This is a genomic window from Psychrobacter sp. 1Y11 (assembly GCF_052259045.1).
Taxonomy (GTDB): Bacteria; Pseudomonadota; Gammaproteobacteria; order Pseudomonadales; family Moraxellaceae; genus Psychrobacter.
The window spans coordinates 41,057-64,102 of sequence record NZ_JBQQER010000004.1; the positions used below are offsets into that span (position 1 = coordinate 41,057).

Sequence of the window (23,046 nt, forward strand, 5' to 3'; positions counted from 1 at the left end):
TTTACGCAGCCTCTGTGATAACAGCACGCAAGTGAAATTTATAACAGTAGCGCGTTCAAAGTTATAACAACTTTATTTTGATCTGACTATAAGCGGATGATCATTTACTTTTTTAATTTACTATTTAGTATCGATTGTTATTTGTTTATGACAACTACCAGAGTATATAAGCAGTCACTACTAAATATTGACTAAAACATGTGAGTTCATAATAATCGCAATATATCTATAATGACAATGGTACAATTCACACAAACAGTCGTTTAGTGTTTGCTTCACTTATCGCCGCATTATTGAAAAGGATATTTCTATGGCCGCTACAAACTCTCCTCTTGCAAAACTCATGAACAACGATAAATTGCAGCATGCCGGCTACTTAGCCGTTGCAAAAACGCGTGCTAAAGCGCTAAAAGTATTCTCGCACCTTATTCCGTTACCAAGACCTTTATTATTTGTCGGTGAAGACGCTTGTGCTGAGCTTTGCGACATGGTTATTAATGAAGGCGGCACTAACGTCTTTATCGTGACCGATGCGGTACTCAATAAGCTTGGTATTCCAGCAAAAGTCACTGACTATTTAGACAAGCACAATATCAGCTACCAGGTTTATGATGGCATCACTCCAGACCCTACTTTTGCCGTAGTAGAAGAAGGGCTAAGCCAAACGGTCAGTGCTAAGTGCGATGCGATAATCGCTATCGGCGGCGGCTCAGTCATTGATGCAGCCAAGATGATCGCAATGTCACAAGGCAATAACTGTAAGCCGCAAAAGCTTATCGGTATCCTTAAGGCAAGAAAGAAAGGAGTGCCGCTGTATTGTATTCCAACGACCGCCGGTACCGGTTCAGAGGCGACGCTTGGCGCAGTAGTATCGGACAATGACACGCATCAAAAAGCGCTATCAATCGATCCTAGAATGATTCCATTAGCGGCGGCTATCGATCCAGTTATTATGAAAGGGATGCCTAAGCACATCACTGCTGATACGGGTATTGACGTTTTGACTCACGCTTTAGAGGCTTGGATGAGTGCTAATGCTAGCGTTGAGACGGACTATTATGCCGCTTCTGCCACCAAAGCGGTAATGCAATATCTGCCAATCGCTTATGAGAACGGTGAGGACTTGCAGGCTCGTGAAGAGATGGGCATAGCCGCGCATTATGGCGGTATCGCTTTTAATAAAGCGGGTTTGGGCTATGTGCATGCCATCGCTCATCAATTAGGCGCGCATTATAGTATTCCTCACGGGCGCGCTAACGCTATCGTTCTGCCTTATGTGTTAGAGGTCAACCGTAAAGGATCAGAGAAAAGATTGGCGAAGCTCGCTAGAAAAACAGGCATCGTTGAGAGTGGTCAAGCGACCAAAACGGATAAGGAGCTGGCCCATTACTTTATCGAGCAAGTCCGTCAGCTAATCGAAACAGTCGGCATTGATCCTACCGTTAAAGGCATGAAAAAGACGGATTACGATGACATCGCCAAAGCTGCCGCCAAGGAAGTCAGCGACACTTATGCAGTGCCCACTTATATGCCACCAGCGGGTATCAAGAAGATCTTACAAAAAATACAAACCACCAGTGAAGATCGGTCTAATAGTGACACTCAAAATAAAAAAACTGCTTAATCGCTTCCATAATTGATCTAGTTTAAATCAATGTATTATTAGTATAATTAGAGTCTATCACCGCAAGGTAATAGGCTCTTTTCTATTCAAAACAACTCTTACAAAGCGTTTAATAGACGTTAACTAGAATGATTGACTATTTAGAAACCATAAATAATAAATATATAACAAGAATAGAATATTTATGTGATGCTTAAGCGTTACTATAGTTTAATAAGGCTATATTATCCAAACAAAACTGTTAGGAGTGTTTTATGAGTTTTCAACGACAAATCAAAGTTATGAGTATGGCGGTATTGGCTAGTAGCGCTCTAGTAGCGGGCTGTGCCTCCACAGAGAGTAGCTCTACCATAAAAAACCCTAGTGCTGATAATCCTTATGCTCCTACAGATCCCAATTTAGCAGTAGCGACGCTAGCGGGTGGTTGTTTTTGGTGTGTAGAAGCAGGCTATGAGAAGATTCCTGGCGTAGTAGAAGTCGTTTCAGGGTATAGTGGTGGCCAGACTGACAACCCAACTTATAGTGATGTGTCAGCGGGTGGCACTGGCCATACTGAGGCCGCTCAGGTCTATTATGACCCTACCAAAATAACTTATAATGGTATCGTACAAGCCTTGTGGCGTATTGCTGACCCTACTGATGATCAAGGCCAGTTTGTCGATAGAGGCACTCAGTATCGTCCGGCAATTTTCTATAACAATGAGCAAGAAAGACAAATAGCAGAAGCAGCTAAAAAAGATCTGCAAGCCTCTGGCGTATACGAAAAACCAGTAGTAATAGAGATCGTACCTGCTACAACCTTTTATCCTGCCGAAGAGTATCATCAAGATTATTATAAAAAGAATCCGCTACGTTATAAGGCTTATACCTTCAACTCGGGACGCTATCAGTTTATTGAGAGTGTCTATGGCAAGGATTATGAGCTAGACTTTAGTCAGTTTAAACCCAAAGACGCTGAGGTTACTATGAATAATACACAGCAAATCACCTCAACAACAGCGGCAAGCCCAGGTTTTAACCCTGCATCATTCGTAAAGCCCAGTAAAGAAGAGCTGAAGCAGTCTTTAAGCGATATCCAATATAAAGTCACGCAAGAAGAGGGGACTGAGCGCGCCTTTAACAATGAATATTGGGACAATAAAGAACCAGGACTATACGTTGATGTGATATCAGGAGAGCCTTTGTACTCTTCTCGCGATCAATTCAAATCTGGTACCGGCTGGCCGAGCTTTACACGTCCGTTGGATCCTGAGATGATCGTTGAAAAAGAAGACAAAGGGTTTTTCTCAACTCGTACCGAGATCCGTAGTCGCTATGCAGATTCACACGTCGGTCATGTATTTAATGATGGTCCTGCGCCAACGGGCAAACGTTACTGTATGAATTCAGCGGCGATGCGCTTTATTCCTTTAGCGGATATGGAAGCAGAAGGGTATGGTAAGTGGATCGATGAAGTAAAAGCAACGAGTTAAGCTCTAAGATTATATTTCAATAATAAAAGGACGCACTCGAGCGTCCTTTTTATTGACTCTAACTTTGTATTTGTCAGCTATTTAATGATTTATAATCGTTTCAAAAATTAAAACGCCGCTCGACGGGTAGGCAGCGCATTTAAAAATTCATTACGCGCTTGATTATCATGCACATATTCGCCAAGCATAGCCGTACTACGAGTCGTAGAGTGCTGCTTACTAACACCGCGCATCATCATACACATATGCGAGGCATCCATCACCACTGCTACCCCGCGGCAGCCAGTCACATCCATGATGGCCTGCGCCACTTGCTCGCTTAAGTTCTCTTGAATTTGCAGGCGACGCGCAAATACATCCACAATCCGAGCAAATTTTGATAGTCCTAAGACTTGGCCATTGGGCAAGTAGCCAATATGCGCAAGACCATGAAAGGGTAGCATATGGTGCTCACACAGAGAATAAAACTCTATATTCTGGACCAACACCAGCTCACGATTACTCGATGGAAATACCGCATCATTGACGATATCGCTTAGGTTTTGATGATAGCCTTGGGTCAGATGAGCAAAAGCTTTTGCCGCCCGCATAGGCGTATCTTGTAAGCCCGGACGTTCTAGGTCTTCACCGGTTGACCCTATCAGTTGACGATAAGATTCGATGGTTTCTTGATAGTTTGATGCTAGAGTTGAGTCATTACTCATAATTTTGACAGCCATCCAAAATGTGGGTATCGCTTAACGCTAAAGCCTTTCGCACCCAAGAGCGTTTATCTTGGACTGCTGAGGGTTTATAAAGAATGTGCAAGCTTGGAAGGGTTGTGATTATACTTGAAATCAGCGCAACTTCATACCGCTGTCAATTACGCTAGTAGTATTTTAGTTTACGACTGTTTACTTAAATTGATTCGTGTATAATAAGAACCCGAAGATTTAGATAATTATAACTGCTTTATAAGGACCTATTATGTTACTTCAAGGCCAACGTTTTGTCGTTACTGGTATCGCCAGCAAACTCTCTATTGCTTGGGCTATCGCTGAGGCATTACACCGTGAAGGTGCCTCATTAATTCTGACTTACCCTAATGACAAAATCAAAAAACGCGTCGATATGGCTGCTGAGAAGTTTGAAGCAGACTTAGTCCTTGAATGTGATGTCGCCTCTGATGCTTCTATCGCTGCTTGCTTTGAGCAAGTGACAGCGCATTGGGGTGATGGTATCGATGGGGTGGTTCATGCTATCGGCTTTGCCCCTATGGAGCAATTAGACGGCGATTTTGTCAGCGCCACCACCCGCGAGGGCAGCCATATCGCTCATGACATCTCAAGCTATAGCTTTGTCGCTTTAGCCAAAGCGGCCCGCGAATTATTAGCGATGCGTCACGGCTCTATGCTGACACTAACCTATGAAGGCAGCATCTCAGTACTACCTAACTACAATGTCATGGGCATGGCAAAAGCAAGCTTAGAGGCGAGCGTACGCTATCTAGCAACCTCTATGGGCGGAGAAGGTATCCGGGTCAATGCCATCTCAGCAGGCCCTATCCGCACTCTTGCTGCTAGTGGTATCAAGTCCTTTCGTAAGATGCTTGATATCAGCGAAAAAATAGCGCCTTTGCAGCGCAATATTAATCAGATGGAAGTCGGTAACGCCGCGCTATTTTTATTATCACCTTGGGCATCTGGTATCACCGGTGAGATTATGTTCGTTGATGCCGGCTTCAATACCGTTGCGATCAGCGAGCAGCTGATGATGCTGGATGAGACGGATAAATAACGTAGATTACTGTCAGTCCTAAAGGTACTATCAATCCTAAAAGATAGCTTTAAATGGTTGTTTCTAAAAAGCTATCATAATGCTTGTTATCTAATATTAAGGCGGCTGCCTAGCTGCCTTTTTTTATGAGCGATATTTAGTGTATGATGAGCTGTTTTTAAACAGTGCGTAGGCGAGAGCTATGATAACCAAACTACCGAAATGGATACTCTGGGGCGGGGCGGTGCTAGCGTTCAGTGCTGGCAGCGTCAACAGTGTGGCGCTTATGGGTTTTACCAATTTATCCGTATCGCATGTGACGGGTAATGTAAGTTTATTCTCGGCCGCCATCGCTCATTTTGATGGTCCTAGTGTATTGTTCATTGGCGCATCTTTAATCGCTTTTTTGATAGGCGCGGTATTAAGCGGCTTTATCATCGGACAAAACTCTTTAAAATTAGGCCGGCGTTACGGACGCGCGCTATATTTAGAAGCGCTCCTGTTAATAGCGAGCTACTGGCTCTATCAGCAGCATGCTTATCTAGGTCAGCTCACTGCAGCGATGGCTTGCGGATTACAAAATGCCATGGTAGCGACTTATAGTGGCGCGGTGATTCGTACGACGCATTTAACAGGACTGACTTCAGATATGGGTGCTGCTATTGGTAATTGGCTAGCAGGACGCGCTATTAGTAAGCCCACTTTAGGCTTTCAAGCCATTATTTGGTACTGCTTTTGTGGCGGCGGCGTAGTAGGGGCTTTTTTATTTGCTAAAGTCAACTATGCTGCTTTTATCGTTCCTATCGTTATCGTGTTAGCAGCGGCATTTTTATATAACCAAACTTTGGACCGGCTACCTGAGAGACGTCCGCCTGCTTTATAAAGTCCATCACACTGCTATAGAGCATACAACAAAGTATCTATCCATTAAAAAGCGCTTATCGTTAATGATAAGCGCTCCTTAATTTCGATTACTTATTAGCTATACTAGTTAGCTATAAAAGTCTATATATCACTATTGCTCTAAAAAAGGCTAAATGATAAGTGTTATCAACGACTTGTCTGTCTTTTGTCTGCTTTATTCATTCTCGTCTTCATGATCTTCATGCTCATGCATACCTTGCATCATATCGAGAGCTGAATCGTCAGTACGTTGTTGATCTTTTTCAGAAAGACCGTCTTGATTAATATCATTAGGTGCCATCTTGGTAGTTGCATCAGTTTTATCGCGATTTGACATGAGGTACTCCTAGTGGATGTTGTTTCATATTCATAAGTATACCCAATAAGTATGATTGAAGCCTAAAGACATGTACACGGTATAACTGCATAACTTTAGTGTCTGAGTGTAACATATCTCTCTAATGCGCTGGAACTGTAACTCATTCAATAGATTTACTTCAGAAAACACTTAGGTCTTTTAGTCATACAAGTAGTAGTCATATTCAAAACTCATCAGCAACATTTACCCATATCCAGCCGTTTTCTAGCCATTCCATTAAGTCATCAGGCTCAATGTCTGCGACATCATCTATTTGCAGAGCCTCACCATCTGCCAAACGCTGCAGTATTTGTTTTGCAATAGTATCAAGACCGTCAAGGCGTTGACCGTTGGCGTATAAGCTTAATCCATCGGCGCTTTTATGATAGAGCAGCCGATTACTATAATCAGCTTGTAGGGTCGCGCCATCCGCTAGGGCTTGCATCAGCTCATCAGTATCTAACGTCTCTTCTGGAACGAGCGCATCATATTGGCGCTTGCTGACGACCTCGCTTACCGCTTGACCAATTATATTATCACCGTGCGCGGATTGTAGCATTTGTAATAACTGGATTTTTATCGCTTTAATACTCTCCGCTTGTAGTTCGCCAGAGGGTTGCTGCGCTTGTGGTAGTAGCATTGGGATAAATAAATTGCTATCACTGGTGGCGATATCAGCTAGACTATCAATAATTTGCATTAAGTTTGGACGACGGCAGCCGAAAGAAAAAGTTAGGCAATCCTCTTGGGCCACGCCGAAATGCGAGAGCTTGGGCGGTACGTATAAGACATCTCCTGCTTGTAGCACCTCATCAAAGATAATATCGCCCATGTCATCAAACAGCCTTATCGGTTCATCAGCAACAAACTCCGTATTCTTATCACAGTATTTTCCCAGCTGCCAACGGCGAGACCCGTAGCCTTGCGCTAAAAACACATCATAATCGTCATAGTGTTTGCCGACAGAGCCGCCTTTGGGCGCGTAAGAGACCATGATGTCATCACGTTGCCACTGAGGTATAAAGTCAAACGCTTGCCATAACTGTCCAAGCTCAGGCGACCACTGTTCCATATTCTGAACGAGTACGGTCCACTGTGCTGGCAGGTTGTCAAAATCAGCTTCGCTTAAGGGGCTTTTTTTAAGCTGCCACTGCGGCTTATCTGCTGGCTTAGTTGCCGCTTGGGTCAGCAGCCGCGCCGAAGCGTCTTCTTCTAACGCTAGGCCGAGCATATCGTCAGGCTCAAACATATCGATCAGTTGCGGCAGACCTTGCTTAATAAGTAACGGCTTTTTTTGCCAGTATTCGCTCAAGAACTGCTCAGGCGTGATAGTGTCGGGTAAACAAGGGGGAATAAAAGTCATAGCTAGTCCATATCTAAAATAGGGATAAGATTAATAATGAGGATGGGTTTATAGAAGGGGTTTTATAGTTTATGATTATCGCCTAGCTGAACGCTCATACTGATGTTATCAACGCTTTTAATAAAAGCTTTTCAACTCATAGGAATGTTATGAAAAAACTGCATTTTATCGTTATTATCGCAAGCATGTTTGTCCTACAAGCTTGTGTACACAAAATTGTTACTGTACCGGCTAAAGTCGCTTATAAAACTACCAAAGGGGTTGTTAAAGGTACAGTTGCTGTCGGCAAAGCCATCATACCAGGCGATAGTGATGATGATAAAAAAGACGATTAATTCGCGCTTATTTAGCCATTATTTGCGAATATCGAGCATTTAGGACAAAACCTCCTGCCGCTATGAGCCCGCCGAAGAGTGCCAAAGCCATATCTTTATGGGCGTCCCACATATCGCCTTGTTGACCGTTGTAGGCTTCGGCCGCTTCGGGTGACATCGTCATCGCAAGGCTCCATTCAAACAACTCGTAAAGTAAGCTAGTGGACATGTTAAGCATTAGGGTGATGGCAATCAGTGCTTTTACTGATTTAATTTTAAAAATATGTTCCAAACTTTCATACATCGCCGCAAATAATAGCAGCCCATAGCTAAAATGTACAAGTCTGTCATACATATTGCGCTGCCAGCCAAATATATCGCTTACCTTAACGCCAATTAATCCCTGCGTCCACTCATCATAAGGCACGTACGAATATAGATAACGCGCCCCAATAATATGAATGATTAAAAACATCATGGCTTGTACATAAGCGCTGTTACTAAGATGCCAGTGACGATACAAAAAGAGCATCACAGCCATAAACAGCAAAGTACCGGCTTGGTGGAGTAGGTAACTCGACCAAGCCAGGGGCTCAATACTCGCTAGCACTATGGTAATCAATACTAGAACAGTGCTAGCCAGTATGGCCTTTGGCAGTAAAATCATGACTAAATTAAATCATAAACTACAGCTTGGCAATCCAGTCATTGATAGACCGTGCTTGTTCTGCAGCATTACCGGTATAAGTGGCAGGCGTTAGGTTACGTAAGCGCTCTTTATCGGCGTCACTAACGGCAGACAGCTCATCGCTCTCTACAAAGGTGAGCATCGCTTCACGTGTCATCGCATTACCACGAGTTAAGGCTTTTAATTTTTCATAAGGGTTCTCAACACGATAGCGGCGCATCACGGTTTGAATGGGCTCTGCGAGTACTTCTTGTGCTTGCTCAAGATCATCATTTAAACGCTGAGGATTGACTTCTAATTTCCCTACACCCTTTAGGCAAGCATCATAAGCGATCATGCTTTGCGCAAGGCCGACACCGATATTACGTAGTACTGTAGAATCTGATAAATCGCGCTGCATACGCGAGATAGGTAGCTTCTCACCTAAGTGGGCAAGCATGGCATTAGCGACGCCCAAGTTGCCTTCTGAGTTTTCAAAGTCGATAGGGTTGACTTTATGCGGCATAGTGGATGAGCCCACTTCACCGTCTTTTAGACGCTGCTTAAAATAGCCTAAGCTAATGTACTGCCAGATATCGCGGTTAAAATCGATTAAGATAGTATTGAAGCGTTTAACCACGTCGAACAGCTCAGCAATATAATCATGCGGCTCAATCTGCGTGGTATAAGGGTTAAAGCTTAGCTCTAAGCGCTGATCGATAAACTGCTCAGCATGCGTCTGCCAGTCTACATTAGGATAGGCTGAGAAGTGCGCGTTGTAGTTGCCAACTGCGCCATTAATTTTACCCAATAGTTCGACTTGACCGACTTGTTTGATTTGACGCGCTAAGCGGTAAGCGACATTGGCCATCTCTTTACCGAGCGTTGTTGGACTTGCTGTTTGCCCATGTGTACGTGAGAGCATCGGCTGATCGCTATGAGTAATGGCTAAATCGACAATGCTATCGGTGACTTGCTGCATTTTGGCAACTACCAGCTCGCGGCTATCTTTCAGCATCAATGCATACGATAGGTTATTGATATCTTCACTGGTGCAGGCAAAGTGGATGAATTCTAGGCTGTTTTCTAGTTGTTGATTACCGCGGAACTTATCTTTAATAAAGTACTCAACCGCTTTAACATCATGATTGGTCGTCGCTTCGATATCTTTGATTGCTTGCGCGTCGTCTTCACTAAAATTATCAACAATACTGTTTAAAAAATCATTAGTCTCATCATCAAATGCGACCAGCTCACCGATAGCTTGATTGTCTGCCAAAGACTGTAACCAACGAATCTCAACGGTGACGCGGGCTTTTATTAGTCCAAACTCTGATAGATAGGGGCGTAAGCTATCGGCCTTTGACGCGTAGCGACCATCGATAGGGGAGAGTGCGGTAAGTGGAGTCATAGTCATGCCTCAAATAGTTATGAAATTAAAAACTGCAAAAGTTATAGCCATTGAAAATCGCTACATAAGTGAGTGGTTAAATTTGATGCGCGTAATATAGCAGAAATACAGATTTAATAAAGGAATCTATTGATGTCAGCCTTTAATTAGGGCGTCGTGGTCGTACCGTATTTAGTATTAAAATAAAAGTTACGTTGGCTTTTTGCGTCTAAGGCTAAAGGTGCGGTTTTAACAGTGCCATTTTCACCGACATTTAAGCCGTCATTAAAATCGCCTGATGTACGTGCTGGATTGGCCAGTACCGAAGTGACAGTCGCATTGTTGATACCAGCTTTTTGTAGAACATCTTGCATTACAAAGTCAGTGATTGGCAAATTGGCGCGGTTGGTCGCAGTGATTCTATAAGCGATACATTGTCCAGGATCTACACCTTCCAACTCCTTTTTACTATAACTGAGATTATTTTGCGAGGAAGGCATCAATGTTGAGATAGTACAATCATTAACGGCTTGTTCTTTTAAAAGAACCAAGGCTTTATTGGCTGCTATAACTCTGCCAAAGTTGATATCTTCATAAAGGTACTGATTAGTATTAAATAAAATAGGTTGTTTAGCGATGGTAGTACGGATAGGATAGTTGCTATTGTCATTCTCGATGATACAGATAGAATTGCTATTATTAATCGTTCTGATTGGGACTATAAAGTTATACTTACCATTCGCTGCCGTCACCGTTTGATTGGCAATAATATTGGGTGTGGAACTGTTACAGTTACTTGCCAAGCTAACTGTACTACCGGCGATACCTGACTCATTGCTATCAAAAATACCGTTAAAATACTGCTCGTTATTATAGACACCGCCTATTGTATCGGGATTGTCTTTTGCAAATTGATCATTTATATTTCCGTTGTCGTTATATACCGATCCGGAAAACTTATAATTGACTAGTTCGCTCTCGACCCCGAAACTGATCCATTCGTTAAATGTCTCACCGATAGTCTCCCCTGGGATAGCGTTGCTACCCTTCATGATGCCTTCGTAGGTCAGCTCAACAGAACTGGCATTTTCAACCGCTACCACATAACTACTATCAGCATTGGCAATACCATAACTGATATATTGTACGTTTCGAGTATTGCTGCTACTGGCACCGACGGATAGTGGAGAAAAGGTATTTTGATTGTTAGGATTAGTTGAGGTTGATTTTAGGATGTTAGTAAAGGTTGCAGGGCTAGGCAAAAAGCCATTGGCGTTGTTTCTGATACTAACTTGACCACTATTATTAGTGCTAGGTCTAAATCTGTTATTGCCTAGATTAGTACCGTTGAGGAAATCTAAGCGATAAAAATATAACTCACTATTACTATTTGCACGTAGTTGTGGTGAAGGCAGGGTGTTAGGGTCATTATAAACAAAGCTGTCAGAAGTAGAGGTTTCTCTTCTACCCATGAAGTAGTCGCCCATCGCTTGGTAATAAAAAGGAACACTTGCGTTTTCTTTGACGTAAACACGACTAGGAGCGTCAATAGCAGAGCTTGGCGTATAGCTAAGCGTATGACGCGCAACCTCCGAGTTACCTCCTGTGGTATAGCTTGCTTGACCAATCTTTATAGTATGAATAGCAGTATTATCATCAGGAGTAATCGCAAAGGTATAAGTAAAGCTATCATTCGCGATATTAGTATCGGCCTCATTTTTGATCTCAACGCCGTTATTACCAACGGCAAAGGTTCTACCACTATAACCTATACTAGCGCCTGCTGAGATAGTATAGGTACCTTTAGCGCCTGTTAGGGTAGTATAACGACCAGAGACGACGCTTCCAGCTTTCGGGGTTGCATCACGAGTAAACGTACCAAAACCCGTTGGCGATGGCGCTGCGTAGGTTTGACAAGAAGCAATAGCTACAGCAAATGCAATAGGGTATTTCATAGTCTCATTTGAAATCTTTTTAGAAGAAATAATAGATGAAAAACGATAACTCATGAAATATCCTAAGGCAACAAAATTATTTATGAGTCAGACGTTATTGAGCGCGGCGCATTGATAGACTCAATAACCCCGCCGCCTAAGCACACTTCATCGATATAAAACACGGCCGATTGACCAGGAGTTACGGCGCGCTGCGGCTCATCAAAGACGACTTTTACTTGCAGACCTTGCTCATCGATAGCAAACACACGGCACGCTTGATCAGGCTGACGATAGCGTGACTTTGCCATACAGCTTAAGCCTTCACTAGTAAAAACAGCTTTGGGCGCAAGACCATCGACCCAGTCCATTTTATAAGCTTGTAATTCAGTACTCATGAGCATCGGATGCTCGTGACCTTGGCCAACGATTAGCTGGTTGTTATCTAAGTCTTTGGCTAGCACAAACCAAGGCTCCTCAGGACGATCTTTTACGCCGCCGATACCGATACCGCCGCGCTGTCCTAAGGTGTAGTACATTAGCCCATCATGCTGACCGATAACATGACCATCATCAGTGACGATCTCGCCTTTTTGTGCCGGCAAGTATTGCTGCAAAAAGTCTTTAAAACGACGCTCACCGATGAAGCAGATACCCGTTGAGTCCTTTTTCTTTGCAGTCGCTAAATCATGCTCTTCGGCGATGCGACGTACGACTGGTTTTTCAAGCTCGCCAACAGGAAATAAAGTCTTAGCGATTTTGTCACCGCCAACCGCATGCAAGAAGTAACTTTGATCTTTATTATTATCAAGACCACGTAATAGCTGCGCCACTTCTACGTCGTTATCATTGGTATAGTTGACGCTGCGACGTGTATAGTGGCCAGTGGCGATATAGTCAGCGCCTAAGGTTAATGCATAGTCCAAAAAGGCTTTGAATTTAATCTCTTTATTACATAAGATGTCAGGGTTGGGGGTACGACCCGCTTGATACTCTGCTAAGAAATGCTCGAAAACTCTGTCCCAGTATTCCATCGCAAAGTTGGCGGTATGCAGCTTCATACCGATTTTGTCACAGACTGCTTGCGCGTCGGCCAGATCGTCCATAGCAGTGCAATACTCGGTGCCATCGTCCTCTTCCCAGTTTTTCATAAACAGACCTTCGACCATAAACCCTGCTTGCTGTAAGAGAACGGCTGATACTGACGAATCGACACCGCCTGACATACCTACAATCACTCGCACCTGACTTGGGTCTGGAATGTCAGCAAGGTTTAAAGCGCGATGGGCGTGAATAAGCTCGAGCATGGCGGTAGAAGTATTTTGCATAGTTGACGTAACGGGCATAAAAAGAGCGCTCAACAATTTGTGATAATATAGGCGTCATATTATACCAGTTAATTCAAATCAGTGGCGTGTCTTGCCCTTTAAACGCTCGAAAACTCAGTTGATTAACTCAATAGCTGTTTTTTAGATTTTGAATATTTTGACTTGCTATATAACGAAGCGCATTTTTAAATAATAAATTCATTTTGGAAAATTGGAATAATAATTATGATAAAAATAGGTCAAGGTATCGATGTGCATGCTTTTCATAATAATGGTGAACAGCAGCAATACGTGATACTAGCGGGTGTACCGATTGAACACACCCATAGCTTGCTGGCGCATTCGGACGGCGATGTGGTGCTGCACGCACTCGCAGATGCTCTGCTTGGCGCTCTGGCGATGGGTGATATCGGTCAGCATTTCCCTGATACCGATAGCGCGCATGCTGGGCTTGATTCTCGAGTGTTACTGCGTTATGTGTATGGCAAAATAATCGATGCTGGTTACAAGATTGGTAATGCTGATATTACCGTGATGTGTGAGCGCCCCAAGCTTGCGCCGTATAATGAAGCGATGCGGACTAATATCGCAAGCGATCTGCAAACTGATATTGGCAATATCAGTGTCAAAGCCACGACCACTGAAAAGCTAGGATTTGCCGGTCGCCAAGAGGGCATCATGGCAAGTGCCGTAGTCCTTTTAATGACTGATAAGTCCTGAAGGCTAGTTTTTAAGAATAGTTATTAATAATAAATTTTTAAAATAAGGCTTATGAACAAGCTCAATGCTCTATTTGAGAAAAAAGCTGTCTTTTAAATATTCAGTTAAGTAATCAGTTAAGCATCAGATGCCTAACCAAAAATAATCTACAAAAATAAATTGCAGTCAAACGGCTTGCAATAAATTTATCTCTACCCCATGTAGCACATAACGCTAAGCAATATCTTTAATAACCGCCGTTAATAGGAGCTTTTATGAGCGAGCAAACCCCAAATACCGCTGCCAACGATGTCGAACAATTGATTCGTGATCAAATTAAAGACAACAAAGTATTGATCTACATGAAAGGCACACCGCAGTTTCCGCAATGCGGCTTTTCAGCGCGTTCTATCGAAGTATTAACCCAAATCGGTCGTCCGTTTGCCTTTGTTAATATCTTAGAAAATCCAGAGATTCGCGCGACCTTGCCAAAAGTGGCTAATTGGCCGACTTTCCCGCAGTTGTGGATCGATGGTGAGCTTATGGGCGGCTCAGATATTATCTTGCAGATGTATCAATCAGGCGAGCTTAAGCCGTTAGTTGAAGCCAATAGCCCGGCGGCCTAGTTATCAACAAGATTGTATGGATACCATATAAATCTTGAGTAGAAACCTGGAACAACACTAAGCTTTGAAGTCGAAGCCTGAGTCAGCCATGCGCTGCTGACTCAGGCTTTATTGTTTTTGGCGTATTTATCCCCATATATGGCTGCATAACGATATAAACAATAAGAGGGTATTATGACTAATCAAACGAATGCACAAGCTTATGAAGATGCCGCTTTAGAAAAACGACGCGAGCATCTAAAGAATGAATCAACGCGCATTATTGAGATGGCAAACAACGAAGACTTCTCAGCACTCAGATGTATTCACCAGCTCAGCGTCGCAGGCGGTGCGACAGAGGGTACTTATACCGCAATCGAGCAGCGTATCGTCGCTGATCAAGATGCAGCGGGTGCTTATCATTTGGCATTGCTCGCACAAAATACGCCAGATCTACCGGTCGATGCGCGTCAGCTTATCGATATTGTCGTCAACAAAGGCGACAATGAGCAGCGCTTGGCCTTATTAAAGAACCTGCCGCTACCGCCTGTCGATTTGATTAAAGAGAAAATACTGGCAACTGATGATGGCGAAGCGATTGGACAGATGAATGCTTATTTACAAATTAATCCAGAAGGTCATGGTAGTCAGCATATGCTAGTAAGTGGTCATTCCGATCAGATCGTGCCACTTAGCGCGGGTAAGAATATAAAGTTTGATTAATGCGGCTCACTAATAACGGCAAAAAATTGCTATAATTAGCACCAATTTCAACTCTCTAGCCATTTTTTAAATCACTGAATACGATAGATGTTGATGTCCTTATTTTTGGGTCGATATCTATCAAGCGAGGCACAAATGCAATACCCAAAACATTACGACGTAGTCGTCATCGGCGGCGGTCATGCGGGGACCGAAGCCGCTCTAGCAGCAGCGCGTATGGGTGCGCAGACCTTGCTATTGACGCACAATATCGAGACCTTAGGCCAGATGAGCTGTAACCCTGCTATCGGCGGTATCGGTAAATCGCACTTAGTGCGTGAGATTGATGCGTTAGGCGGTGCTATGGCTTTGGCGACCGACAAGGCGGGCATTCAGTTTCGCGTGCTAAATAGTCGTAAAGGTGCAGCAGTTCGTGCCACGCGAGCGCAAGCCGATCGCATTCTTTATAAAGCGGCTATCCGTCATACCCTTGAGAATCAGCCGAATCTTGATTTATTTCAGCAAGGCGCAGACGACATTTTAGTTGAGAATGGTCGCGCGACCGCTGTTGTGACTTCAACCGGTATTATTTTTAAAACTCAGACCGTTGTATTGACCTCAGGAACCTTCTTAGGCGGGGTCATACATATCGGTCTTGAGAACTCTAAAGGCGGCCGCGCAGGGGATCAGCCCTCTATTAAACTTGCCGATCGTCTGCGCGAGTTAAAACTTCCTGTGGGTCGCCTTAAGACGGGCACACCAGCGCGTATCGATGCGCGCACGGTGGACTTTAGTGTCATGACCGTACAGCCGGGCGATACGCCATTGCCAGTGATGAGCTACATGGGCAATGCCCAAATGCACCCTGAGCAAGTTAATTGCTACATTACCCATACCAACGCGCGTACTCATGACATTATTCGTGAGAGTCTGGATCGCTCGCCGATGTTCTCAGGTAAGATCGAAGGTGTGGGCCCGCGTTATTGTCCATCGATTGAAGATAAAATTCATCGTTTCGCCGATAAAGATAGTCATCAAATATTCATTGAGCCTGAAGGTCTCACTACTCATGAGCTTTATCCCAACGGTATCTCAACCAGCTTGCCGTTCGATGTACAGCTTGAGTTTATTCATAGTATGAAAGGACTTGAGAACGCGCATATTACTCGCCCTGGTTATGCCATTGAGTACGACTATTTTGATCCGCAAAACCTCAAGCCGACGCTGGAAACTAAGTCTATTGATGGGCTTTATTTCGCCGGTCAGATCAATGGTACTACCGGCTACGAAGAAGCTGGCGTGCAAGGGCTACTAGCAGGAACTAATGCTGCTTTGGAGACCACTAATAACAGCAATTATGAGACGTGGACGCCGCGCCGTGATGAGGCTTATCTGGGCGTGCTCGTCGATGATTTGATCACTCATGGCACTACTGAGCCGTATCGCATGTTTACCAGCCGTGCTGAGTATCGTCTGCTCCTACGCGAAGATAATGCTGATCAGCGCTTGACTGAGACCGGTCGTAAATTAGGTCTGGTCGATGATAACCGCTGGCAAGCCTATGAGCAGAAGATGGAGGCCATAACTAGCGAATCTGCGCGTCTCAAAGACATGTGGGCGACCCCTGTTAATGATTTAGGCAAACAAGTCGCCGCGCAAACCGGGGAAGTATTATCTAAAGAAGCAACCGCCTACGACTTGCTAAAGCGTCCACAAATCAACTTCGCTGATATCGCGGCTATTACCGATTCAAAAGTCGATACGCAAGTTGGAGAACAGATTGAGATTTCAGTCAAGTACGCCGGTTATATCGATCGTCAGCAGGAAGATATCGCACAAATGAAGCGCTTAGAGAATACTGTGCTACCATTAGATTTTGACTATAATATTGTCTCTGGGTTGTCTAACGAAATTGTGCAAAAGCTCAGTAAAGTACGTCCAGCCACGCTAGCGCAAGCAGGACGTATTAGCGGGGTCACACCTGCTGCTATCCAGTTGCTCGCGATGACAGTTAAAAAGCAGAAAAAAGCTAAGTCGGCATTGGAGTCATAGGTTTTTATTATTGCGACAAGGCTACTTAAAAGCCTTGTCTAAAAACCATGAGTTAACGTTTTATTGACGTGAGTCACTTATGATCGCTGCGGTTATTTTTGCTATTACTATCGTACTACCCAACCTCTTCTTGATGGGGTTGGGTTTTTTTATGAAAAAACGCGGACAAGTCAGCCAAGCGTTTATCGATCAAGCCTCTTATTTTGTTTTTAATTACTGCTTGCCAGCTTTGCTATTCTTCAGTGTCGTCGATAGTGAGGTTGATTATGCTAAGCAAGTCACTTTAATAACAGCAGGGGTAGTGGTTACCTTTATTTTATTTTTTGGCAGCGAGATTTATGCCAAGCGCTTTATCACCGCTAGCGCCGATCAAGGTGTCTTCGTCCAAGGTATCTTTCGCAGCAACATGGCGATTATCGGCCTGGCAACCGTTGCCAACGCTTATGGCGATATTGGCCTGAGTATCGGCGCGGTCTATATGGGCATCGTCACTATCTTGTTTAATATCCTAGCGGTCATTACTCTCAGCCGCGTCTCAAAAAGCTTAGATGATACCCGCCTGAGCCGCAGCTTGATGGTGATAAAAAAGGTATTTACTAATCCGCTTATCTTAGCGCTACTAGCGGCTTTTGCCTATAAAGCACTACCACTGCCGCCTGTGCCTTCGGTTATTCATCATACTGGTGATTTACTCGCAGCAGTGGCATTGCCGCTCGCGCTACTTTGTGCGGGCGCAAGTATCAACCTAAAAGCGATGCTCAGTCTGTCAGGCTTATCGATGCAAGCGAGTATAGGCCGTATTGTGATTGCGCCGCTACTGGCTATCGCTATCGGTTTGGCATTTGGTTTAACGGGCGTGCATATGGGGGTGTTATTTTTGATGGTCGCATCACCAACCGCCGCGGCAAGCTATGTGATGGTCAAGGCAATGGGTGGTAATGATATATTAGCGGCAAATATCTTGGCATTCACGACAGTAGTAGGATTGTTTGGGATGGCGATAGGGGCGGCGGTATTGCGAACGTTTGGATTGATGTAAGCGTACTGATAGGAATTATAATCTAAAAACCTTACATTTATAAAAGCCTACAGGCTTTAACTAAAACCTTATAGTGGTATGGCCTTTTCCTTTTTAATATAAATCAACATTTGAAATAAAAAGGAAAATATGATGCCATACGATAAATTATCAAACTTACCTGACAGTGTAAAAGATAACTTACCTAAACACGCGCAAGAGATTTTTCAAGCCGCTTTCAATAGTGCTAGCGAGCAATATGATGACGAGTCGCGTTGGTTTGCCACTGCATGGGCTGCAGTCGAAAACGTCTATCATAAAAATGATAAAGGCAAGTGGGTAAAAAAGCCTGACCATAAATAGCCTAAGTATACATAATTAAAAATAACGATTAAAAAACCTCCTGCTCTAGCGAGTAGGAGGTTTTATTTACGCTAAAATTAAAGAGTTTGCTTAATGGCGTTTGTTACGATTGCGTCGCTCTTCACGCCGAGATTTACCTTTTGGGCTGACACGATAAGTTAAATAACCAAAAAACACGAGAACGATAATAAAAGCGACTATATACAAAAATATAGAGCTTCCAATAAACAACGATGCAGCGATCACAGGAGTAGCTTCCATGTCAGGTTTCCAATCAATGCTTTCAGTTATTATGCAACGGCTGCATCACCTTGTAAAGTAAACAAATTTAACTGAGATATTAGCTCGAATGAACGTAGGCGAGCCGCTTGGTCATAAACGTTAGCGGTAACAATGAGCTCGTCAGGTTGGTAGCGGTCGATAAAAGCAGCAAGCTTAGGCTTAACTGTCTCGACCGAGCCTATGAAAGAAACTGATAAGGCACTATCGACCATCGCTTTTTCTGCTGGGCTCCAAATAGTACCCATATTAGCCACAGGCTTTGGCATTTGTCCTTTTTCTCCGCGGCGCAAGCGTACAAAACTCTGCTGCGCTGAGCTAAAGTGATAATTTGCCGTATCATCGTCATCGGCTAACAGTAAGTTTGCCGCTAGCATCAAGTAAGGCTTATCAAGATAAACGGAAGGTTTGAAGTTGTCGCGATAAGCTTTGATCGCTTGAGCAATCATTTGCGGAGCAAAGTGCGAAGCAAACACATAAGGCAGACCTAAATGCGCCGCTAATGTCGCACCAAAAGTCGAAGATCCCAAAATCCACACCGGCACTTTTGATTTGGCGCCAGGAAAAGCTTGTACTGGACTACTATCGGTATTATCGCCTAAAAAATACATCAGCTCTTGCACATCTTGCGGGAAGCGCTCGGCATCTTTCATCTGCCGACGTAGCGCCTGAAAGGTCGCGCCATCAGTACCCGGTGCACGGCCTAAGCCCAAATCAACGCGATCGCCATATAGCGCTTGTAGCGTACCGAACTGTTCAGCGACGACAAGCGGTGCATGGTTTGGCAGCATAATACCACCTGCACCAATACGGATGCGCTCAGTCTGACTGCCGATATGTGACAGAAGTACAGAGGTCGCGGCGCTCGCAATACCCGCCATATTATGATGCTCAGCCATCCAATATCGGTTTAAGCCGGCTTCTTCCGCTTTTTGCGCCATTTGCACGGTTTGGGCGATGCCTTCAGCTATGGTTTTACCTTCGGGTACAGGGGCTAAATCTAAAAATGATAAAGGAATGGTATCAGTATTACTGTTGGTCATATCTCACCTATTATTGAGTAGTGATAAGCGTGAATAAGCTTTAGGCAGTCTTTTTTATTATCGTTTAAGGCTGCTTATAGAAAGCTTGAGCGCTTGATACTCTATATAATGGGGCAGATCATAAGTTTATAAAGGGCTGTGTTAACGAGGGTAACAAATCTAAAATGGCAAGGGTGCACCTTATACAGGTTTTATTAAACTACCCCTTTGTGATCAAATTGCTGCTGACACAGCTCTATAAAAGCACGACCATACTGGCGAACTTCAGCATCATCACGCACGGCCATCCAGCTCGTAAAGCGGCCAAAATGATCGACAGGTATGGCGGTAAGATTATGGTAGTGACTTGGCTCAAACGCCATCTCAGCGATAATACCGATACCTAAGCCAAGACCTACGTAGGTGCTAATCACATCGGCATCAAGAGCCGCTAGAACGATATCAGGCTCAAGGCCTGCATCGCTAAAGGTCTTGTCGATTGCACCGCGACCGGTAAAGCCGCCGTGATAAGTGACGATAGGGTAGCTGGCAAGCGTCGGTAGATCTATGGTTTCTAAACCTGCTAGCTCATGATCCTTGGGGACAATAATGCGGTGCGTCCAATCGTAGTAGCGATGACAGCGTAGATAGTTATTATGTAGTAAAGATTCGGTAGCAATACCAATGTCAGCCTGCCCGCGAATGACCATCTGCGCGATAGTCTCAGGATCAGCCTGCTGCAGAATCAAGTTCACCTTAGGAAAGCGCTCTTTGAACGCTTTTACCACATGCGGCAACACATAACGCGCTTGCGTATGAGTAGTGGCAATCGTTAGCGTACCGGTATTAGGATTATTATAATCAAGGCTGAGGTTTTCAATCGTGCGAATCTCAGCAAAGATAGCTTCGATATGGGGAAGTAGCGCAGTGCCCATATCGGTCAGGCCGGTTAGACGCTTGCCTTGACGAATAAAGACATCGGTTTTTAGTTGATTCTCAAGCGCGGCAATGTGCTTTGATAAGCTCGATTGACTAGTATGCAGTACGGTTGCCGCTTGGCTTAAATTATAGCCATTGATGACGGTATGCCAAACTGTCTCAAGCTGTTTCAGCTGAATTTGCAAGTGTCGCTGATTGACGACTACGTCGATTGCCATAATTTATTCCCCAAAATTTTAAAACCATATCTGCGGCTAGTGTAAATCATAGTTATTATTCTTGTATATACTAGATAGTAATCTATTTATACTATTTTGGAATATAAGTTGTCGAAACTATTAGATTAGCTGCACATCCACAAACAAACCTTGATAAACATTACCCAAGCATGAAGTGATATAAACAGTAGCGATAGTTGATATCACCATGTATTAACAATGAGATAAGATAGGTAGACAAAGCATCGCATATAAGCAATTAGCTGCAAATATCTCTAGTCATAGATGATGTTCTCAAGTACCATAATTCAATTTTGTAACGAAACCTTTTTTGTTTCAAGTTTTGGTAACTTATTATGTCAGCTGTCAAACCTGTACCACCTTCTACACCAAAGCCATCGATTGAAAAAAAGTCATTGAGCGAGAGCTTAAAAGCTTATCTCGATCGCCGCGCCATTATTATGCTGTTTTTAGGTTTTGTAGCGGGCATACCTATTTTACTTATCTTCTCCAGTCTCTCTTTATGGCTACGCGAAGCTGGGATTGACCGTAGTGTCGTAACGATGTTCAGTTGGGCGGCGCTTGGGTATGCCTTCAAGTTTATTTGGGCGCCGCTTATTGATGCAGTGCCGCTGCCTATATTGACTAAGATGCTGGGCCGCAGGCGTAGCTGGATATTGGTCTCGCAGCTACTCATTATCACTGCCATTTGTATTATGGCAGGCGTCAATCCCGCTAATGAAGGCAGTCTATTTTTGATGGCGGTAGGCGCAGTACTCTTAGGCTTTTCTTCAGCGACACAAGATATCGTCATTGATGCTTATCGTATTGAGCTGGCTCCGCCAAGCTTGCAAGCGGTACTATCGGCTATGTATGTCACCGGTTATCGTTTAGGTATGATAGTTGCTGGCGCGGGCGCTTTATATTTAGCGGACTATTTTGGTTCAACTGAGGCGCTGTATAGCTACGAGGCTTGGCGCAATACTTACTGGATTATGGCGGGTGTCATGGGTGTTGGGGTGATTACGACCTTAGTCATTCATGAGCCTGTCAGTCAACAAGTGCTAGTGCAGCGTGAGACGTCTGACTACACGCGTTTGGTGTTAGTATTTGCGATTTCTGTGATAGGGTTTGTGCTGGTATTTGCCAATGCAGGCGCAGTATTACCTGAGGTCGAAGGAGTATTTACAGGGTTTGTGTTGGAGGTGGTGCGTATGGCGGTTAGTCTAGCCGCGGCTATAGGTATCGGCTATGGTTTAGTAAAAGCCAACTTAGTAGCGCCAGAGTTTGCGCGGGTCACTTGGGTCGAGCCTATCGCCGATTTCTTTCGTCGTTATGGCAAAAAGGCGTTGTTATTATTAGCGCTAATCGGTCTTTACCGTATCTCTGATATTGTCGCAGGTGTCATCTCCAATGTCTTTTATCAGGATATGCAATTTACCAAAGTCGATATCGCTAATGCGGTTAAATTAGTTGGTGTCGTCATGGCGATCGGCGGTGGTTTTTTGGGCGGGTTATTGGCACAAAAAATGCGTATTATGCGTGCGATGATGGTCGGTGCGGTCCTCGCTTGTGTGACCAACTTACTGTTTATTTTGCTTACTTACCATCCGGGTAGTTTGCCTTATATGTATCTGGCTGTTATTTTGGATAATCTAGCTGCAGGCCTTGCTAGCGCGGTGTTTATTGCCTTTTTATCGGCGCTGACCTCTATTCGTTTCACCGCAGTGCAGTATTCTATATTCTCCTCTTTAATGACCTTATTACCCAAAGTCATAGGCGGTTATTCAGGTTCTATCGTTGATAGTACTAGCTATCCGTTCTTCTTTTTGTTTACCTTTGCTCTTGGCATTCCTATTTTGGCATTAATTTATTATGTCGATAAGCATATTATCATTGGTGATAATGACGATTATGATAGTGATAATAGTCGTGGTATGAGTAATGATGGCACTGATAAAGGGCTTGATTTAACCAAAGCCAACCCTAATTTAACGCAGACCAAAGAACCACCGCGAGCTACTGAGTAGGGTAGTCGTTG

Annotated in this window: 22 protein-coding genes; 12 read left to right on the forward strand and 10 right to left on the reverse strand. The window is 44.0% G+C overall.

Features of this window, described 5'->3' with window-relative positions; translation table 11 throughout:
- Positions 1-310 precede the first annotated feature (310 nt).
- A complete protein-coding gene (locus ACTXGJ_RS04675; protein ID WP_443565266.1) occupies positions 311-1,624 on the forward strand; it encodes an iron-containing alcohol dehydrogenase in 1,314 nt (437 codons plus the stop codon).
- A gap of 254 nt (positions 1,625-1,878) precedes the next feature.
- A complete protein-coding gene (gene msrB, locus ACTXGJ_RS04680) occupies positions 1,879-3,096 on the forward strand; it encodes a peptide-methionine (R)-S-oxide reductase MsrB (protein ID WP_439243364.1) in 1,218 nt (405 codons plus the stop codon).
- 107 nt (positions 3,097-3,203) lie between these two features.
- Here msrB and folE read toward each other — a convergent pair whose 3' ends face one another.
- Complete coding sequence (gene folE / locus ACTXGJ_RS04685; RefSeq protein WP_439243362.1) at positions 3,204-3,800, reverse strand: GTP cyclohydrolase I FolE; 597 nt, start codon at positions 3,798-3,800, stop codon at positions 3,204-3,206.
- Positions 3,801-4,062: 262 nt separating this feature from the next.
- On the opposite strand from folE, the gene ACTXGJ_RS04690 reads away from it, so the two are divergent.
- Both ACTXGJ_RS04690 and ACTXGJ_RS04695 read left to right on the forward strand, forming a co-directional pair.
- Positions 4,063-4,872 (forward strand): enoyl-ACP reductase FabI, encoded by an 810-nt coding sequence (locus ACTXGJ_RS04690; protein ID WP_439243360.1) that lies wholly within the window; start codon positions 4,063-4,065, stop codon positions 4,870-4,872.
- Between the two features lie 181 nt (positions 4,873-5,053).
- Positions 5,054-5,734, forward strand: a complete 681-nt coding sequence (locus tag ACTXGJ_RS04695) for a YoaK family protein (protein WP_443565268.1) — start codon at positions 5,054-5,056, stop codon at positions 5,732-5,734.
- A 195-nt stretch (positions 5,735-5,929) separates the two neighbouring features.
- On the opposite strand, the gene ACTXGJ_RS04700 is transcribed toward ACTXGJ_RS04695, so the two are convergent.
- Both ACTXGJ_RS04700 and ACTXGJ_RS04705 read right to left on the reverse strand, forming a co-directional pair.
- Complete coding sequence (locus ACTXGJ_RS04700) at positions 5,930-6,091, reverse strand: hypothetical protein (protein WP_198013373.1); 162 nt, start codon at positions 6,089-6,091, stop codon at positions 5,930-5,932.
- Between the two features lie 205 nt (positions 6,092-6,296).
- Positions 6,297-7,475 (reverse strand): JmjC domain-containing protein, encoded by a 1,179-nt coding sequence (locus ACTXGJ_RS04705; protein ID WP_443565270.1) that lies wholly within the window; start codon positions 7,473-7,475, stop codon positions 6,297-6,299.
- 149 nt (positions 7,476-7,624) lie between these two features.
- Between ACTXGJ_RS04705 and ACTXGJ_RS04710 the strand changes: the two genes are divergently transcribed.
- Positions 7,625-7,810 (forward strand): NF038104 family lipoprotein, encoded by a 186-nt coding sequence (locus ACTXGJ_RS04710; protein ID WP_439243354.1) that lies wholly within the window; start codon positions 7,625-7,627, stop codon positions 7,808-7,810.
- A 7-nt stretch (positions 7,811-7,817) separates the two neighbouring features.
- Here the strand turns inward: ACTXGJ_RS04710 and ACTXGJ_RS04715 are convergent, their stop codons facing one another.
- The 4 genes from ACTXGJ_RS04715 to mnmA all read right to left on the reverse strand — a co-directional run bounded on the left by ACTXGJ_RS04715 (position 7,818) and on the right by mnmA (position 13,087).
- Positions 7,818-8,456: a DUF2238 domain-containing protein gene (locus ACTXGJ_RS04715; RefSeq protein WP_443565271.1), complete on the reverse strand. Its 639-nt coding sequence runs from the start codon at positions 8,454-8,456 to the stop codon at positions 7,818-7,820.
- Positions 8,457-8,475: 19 nt separating this feature from the next.
- On the reverse strand, positions 8,476-9,867 hold the full coding sequence (gene purB, locus ACTXGJ_RS04720) for an adenylosuccinate lyase (protein WP_443565272.1): 1,392 nt from the start codon (positions 9,865-9,867) through the stop codon (positions 8,476-8,478).
- Between the two features lie 146 nt (positions 9,868-10,013).
- Positions 10,014-11,801: a hypothetical protein gene (locus tag ACTXGJ_RS04725; RefSeq protein WP_443565273.1), complete on the reverse strand. Its 1,788-nt coding sequence runs from the start codon at positions 11,799-11,801 to the stop codon at positions 10,014-10,016.
- An 80-nt stretch (positions 11,802-11,881) separates the two neighbouring features.
- A complete protein-coding gene (mnmA, locus tag ACTXGJ_RS04730; protein WP_443565310.1) occupies positions 11,882-13,087 on the reverse strand; it encodes a tRNA 2-thiouridine(34) synthase MnmA in 1,206 nt (401 codons plus the stop codon).
- A 237-nt stretch (positions 13,088-13,324) separates the two neighbouring features.
- Between mnmA and ispF the strand changes: the two genes are divergently transcribed.
- The 6 genes from ispF to ACTXGJ_RS04760 all read left to right on the forward strand — a co-directional run bounded on the left by ispF (position 13,325) and on the right by ACTXGJ_RS04760 (position 18,547).
- Positions 13,325-13,828, forward strand: coding sequence for a 2-C-methyl-D-erythritol 2,4-cyclodiphosphate synthase (ispF, locus tag ACTXGJ_RS04735; RefSeq protein ID WP_439243471.1), 504 nt, complete (start codon positions 13,325-13,327; stop codon positions 13,826-13,828).
- A 254-nt stretch (positions 13,829-14,082) separates the two neighbouring features.
- Positions 14,083-14,433, forward strand: coding sequence for a Grx4 family monothiol glutaredoxin (gene grxD, locus ACTXGJ_RS04740; RefSeq protein ID WP_439243346.1), 351 nt, complete (start codon positions 14,083-14,085; stop codon positions 14,431-14,433).
- Positions 14,434-14,607: 174 nt separating this feature from the next.
- The gene (locus tag ACTXGJ_RS04745; RefSeq protein ID WP_439243344.1) at positions 14,608-15,135 is read left to right on the forward strand and encodes a hypothetical protein; all 528 of its coding nucleotides are present in this window, start codon (positions 14,608-14,610) and stop codon (positions 15,133-15,135) included.
- Positions 15,136-15,270: 135 nt separating this feature from the next.
- Positions 15,271-17,166 carry a tRNA uridine-5-carboxymethylaminomethyl(34) synthesis enzyme MnmG gene (mnmG, locus tag ACTXGJ_RS04750; RefSeq protein ID WP_439243342.1) on the forward strand — a complete coding sequence of 632 codons (1,896 nt, stop codon included), beginning with the start codon at positions 15,271-15,273 and terminating at the stop codon, positions 17,164-17,166.
- A 79-nt stretch (positions 17,167-17,245) separates the two neighbouring features.
- Positions 17,246-18,205, forward strand: coding sequence for an AEC family transporter (locus tag ACTXGJ_RS04755; RefSeq protein WP_443565274.1), 960 nt, complete (start codon positions 17,246-17,248; stop codon positions 18,203-18,205).
- 132 nt (positions 18,206-18,337) lie between these two features.
- Positions 18,338-18,547 (forward strand): ChaB family protein, encoded by a 210-nt coding sequence (locus ACTXGJ_RS04760; protein ID WP_443565275.1) that lies wholly within the window; start codon positions 18,338-18,340, stop codon positions 18,545-18,547.
- A 90-nt stretch (positions 18,548-18,637) separates the two neighbouring features.
- Here the strand turns inward: ACTXGJ_RS04760 and ACTXGJ_RS04765 are convergent, their stop codons facing one another.
- The 3 genes from ACTXGJ_RS04765 to ACTXGJ_RS04775 all read right to left on the reverse strand — a co-directional run bounded on the left by ACTXGJ_RS04765 (position 18,638) and on the right by ACTXGJ_RS04775 (position 21,005).
- Positions 18,638-18,808 carry a hypothetical protein gene (locus ACTXGJ_RS04765; RefSeq protein ID WP_439243336.1) on the reverse strand — a complete coding sequence of 57 codons (171 nt, stop codon included), beginning with the start codon at positions 18,806-18,808 and terminating at the stop codon, positions 18,638-18,640.
- A 29-nt stretch (positions 18,809-18,837) separates the two neighbouring features.
- The gene (locus ACTXGJ_RS04770; protein WP_443565276.1) at positions 18,838-19,869 is read right to left on the reverse strand and encodes an LLM class flavin-dependent oxidoreductase; all 1,032 of its coding nucleotides are present in this window, start codon (positions 19,867-19,869) and stop codon (positions 18,838-18,840) included.
- 194 nt (positions 19,870-20,063) lie between these two features.
- Complete coding sequence (locus ACTXGJ_RS04775; RefSeq protein WP_439243332.1) at positions 20,064-21,005, reverse strand: LysR substrate-binding domain-containing protein; 942 nt, start codon at positions 21,003-21,005, stop codon at positions 20,064-20,066.
- Between the two features lie 356 nt (positions 21,006-21,361).
- Between ACTXGJ_RS04775 and ACTXGJ_RS04780 the strand changes: the two genes are divergently transcribed.
- Positions 21,362-23,035 (forward strand): AmpG family muropeptide MFS transporter, encoded by a 1,674-nt coding sequence (locus ACTXGJ_RS04780; protein WP_443565278.1) that lies wholly within the window; start codon positions 21,362-21,364, stop codon positions 23,033-23,035.
- Positions 23,036-23,046: the final 11 nt, after the last annotated feature.

Excerpts from the sequence above, each read along its gene's own strand:
- ACTXGJ_RS04675 (WP_443565266.1), top strand. The coding sequence starts at position 311 with ATGGCCGCTACAAACTCTCCTCTTGCAAAACTCATGAACAACGATAAA.
- msrB (WP_439243364.1), top strand. The coding sequence starts at position 1,879 with ATGAGTTTTCAACGACAAATCAAAGTTATGAGTATGGCGGTATTGGCT.
- folE (WP_439243362.1), bottom strand. The coding sequence starts at position 3,800 with ATGAGTAATGACTCAACTCTAGCATCAAACTATCAAGAAACCATCGAA.
- ACTXGJ_RS04690 (WP_439243360.1), top strand. The coding sequence starts at position 4,063 with ATGTTACTTCAAGGCCAACGTTTTGTCGTTACTGGTATCGCCAGCAAA.
- ACTXGJ_RS04695 (WP_443565268.1), top strand. The coding sequence starts at position 5,054 with ATGATAACCAAACTACCGAAATGGATACTCTGGGGCGGGGCGGTGCTA.
- ACTXGJ_RS04700 (WP_198013373.1), bottom strand. The coding sequence starts at position 6,091 with ATGTCAAATCGCGATAAAACTGATGCAACTACCAAGATGGCACCTAAT.
- ACTXGJ_RS04705 (WP_443565270.1), bottom strand. The coding sequence starts at position 7,475 with ATGACTTTTATTCCCCCTTGTTTACCCGACACTATCACGCCTGAGCAG.
- ACTXGJ_RS04710 (WP_439243354.1), top strand. The coding sequence starts at position 7,625 with ATGAAAAAACTGCATTTTATCGTTATTATCGCAAGCATGTTTGTCCTA.
- ACTXGJ_RS04715 (WP_443565271.1), bottom strand. The coding sequence starts at position 8,456 with ATGATTTTACTGCCAAAGGCCATACTGGCTAGCACTGTTCTAGTATTG.
- purB (WP_443565272.1), bottom strand. The coding sequence starts at position 9,867 with ATGACTCCACTTACCGCACTCTCCCCTATCGATGGTCGCTACGCGTCA.
- ACTXGJ_RS04725 (WP_443565273.1), bottom strand. The coding sequence starts at position 11,801 with ATGAAATACCCTATTGCATTTGCTGTAGCTATTGCTTCTTGTCAAACC.
- mnmA (WP_443565310.1), bottom strand. The coding sequence starts at position 13,087 with ATGCTCGAGCTTATTCACGCCCATCGCGCTTTAAACCTTGCTGACATT.
- grxD (WP_439243346.1), top strand. The coding sequence starts at position 14,083 with ATGAGCGAGCAAACCCCAAATACCGCTGCCAACGATGTCGAACAATTG.
- ACTXGJ_RS04745 (WP_439243344.1), top strand. The coding sequence starts at position 14,608 with ATGACTAATCAAACGAATGCACAAGCTTATGAAGATGCCGCTTTAGAA.
- mnmG (WP_439243342.1), top strand. The coding sequence starts at position 15,271 with ATGCAATACCCAAAACATTACGACGTAGTCGTCATCGGCGGCGGTCAT.
- ACTXGJ_RS04755 (WP_443565274.1), top strand. The coding sequence starts at position 17,246 with ATGATCGCTGCGGTTATTTTTGCTATTACTATCGTACTACCCAACCTC.
- ACTXGJ_RS04760 (WP_443565275.1), top strand. The coding sequence starts at position 18,338 with ATGCCATACGATAAATTATCAAACTTACCTGACAGTGTAAAAGATAAC.
- ACTXGJ_RS04765 (WP_439243336.1), bottom strand. The coding sequence starts at position 18,808 with ATGGAAGCTACTCCTGTGATCGCTGCATCGTTGTTTATTGGAAGCTCT.
- ACTXGJ_RS04770 (WP_443565276.1), bottom strand. The coding sequence starts at position 19,869 with ATGACCAACAGTAATACTGATACCATTCCTTTATCATTTTTAGATTTA.
- ACTXGJ_RS04775 (WP_439243332.1), bottom strand. The coding sequence starts at position 21,005 with ATGGCAATCGACGTAGTCGTCAATCAGCGACACTTGCAAATTCAGCTG.
- ACTXGJ_RS04780 (WP_443565278.1), top strand. The coding sequence starts at position 21,362 with ATGTCAGCTGTCAAACCTGTACCACCTTCTACACCAAAGCCATCGATT.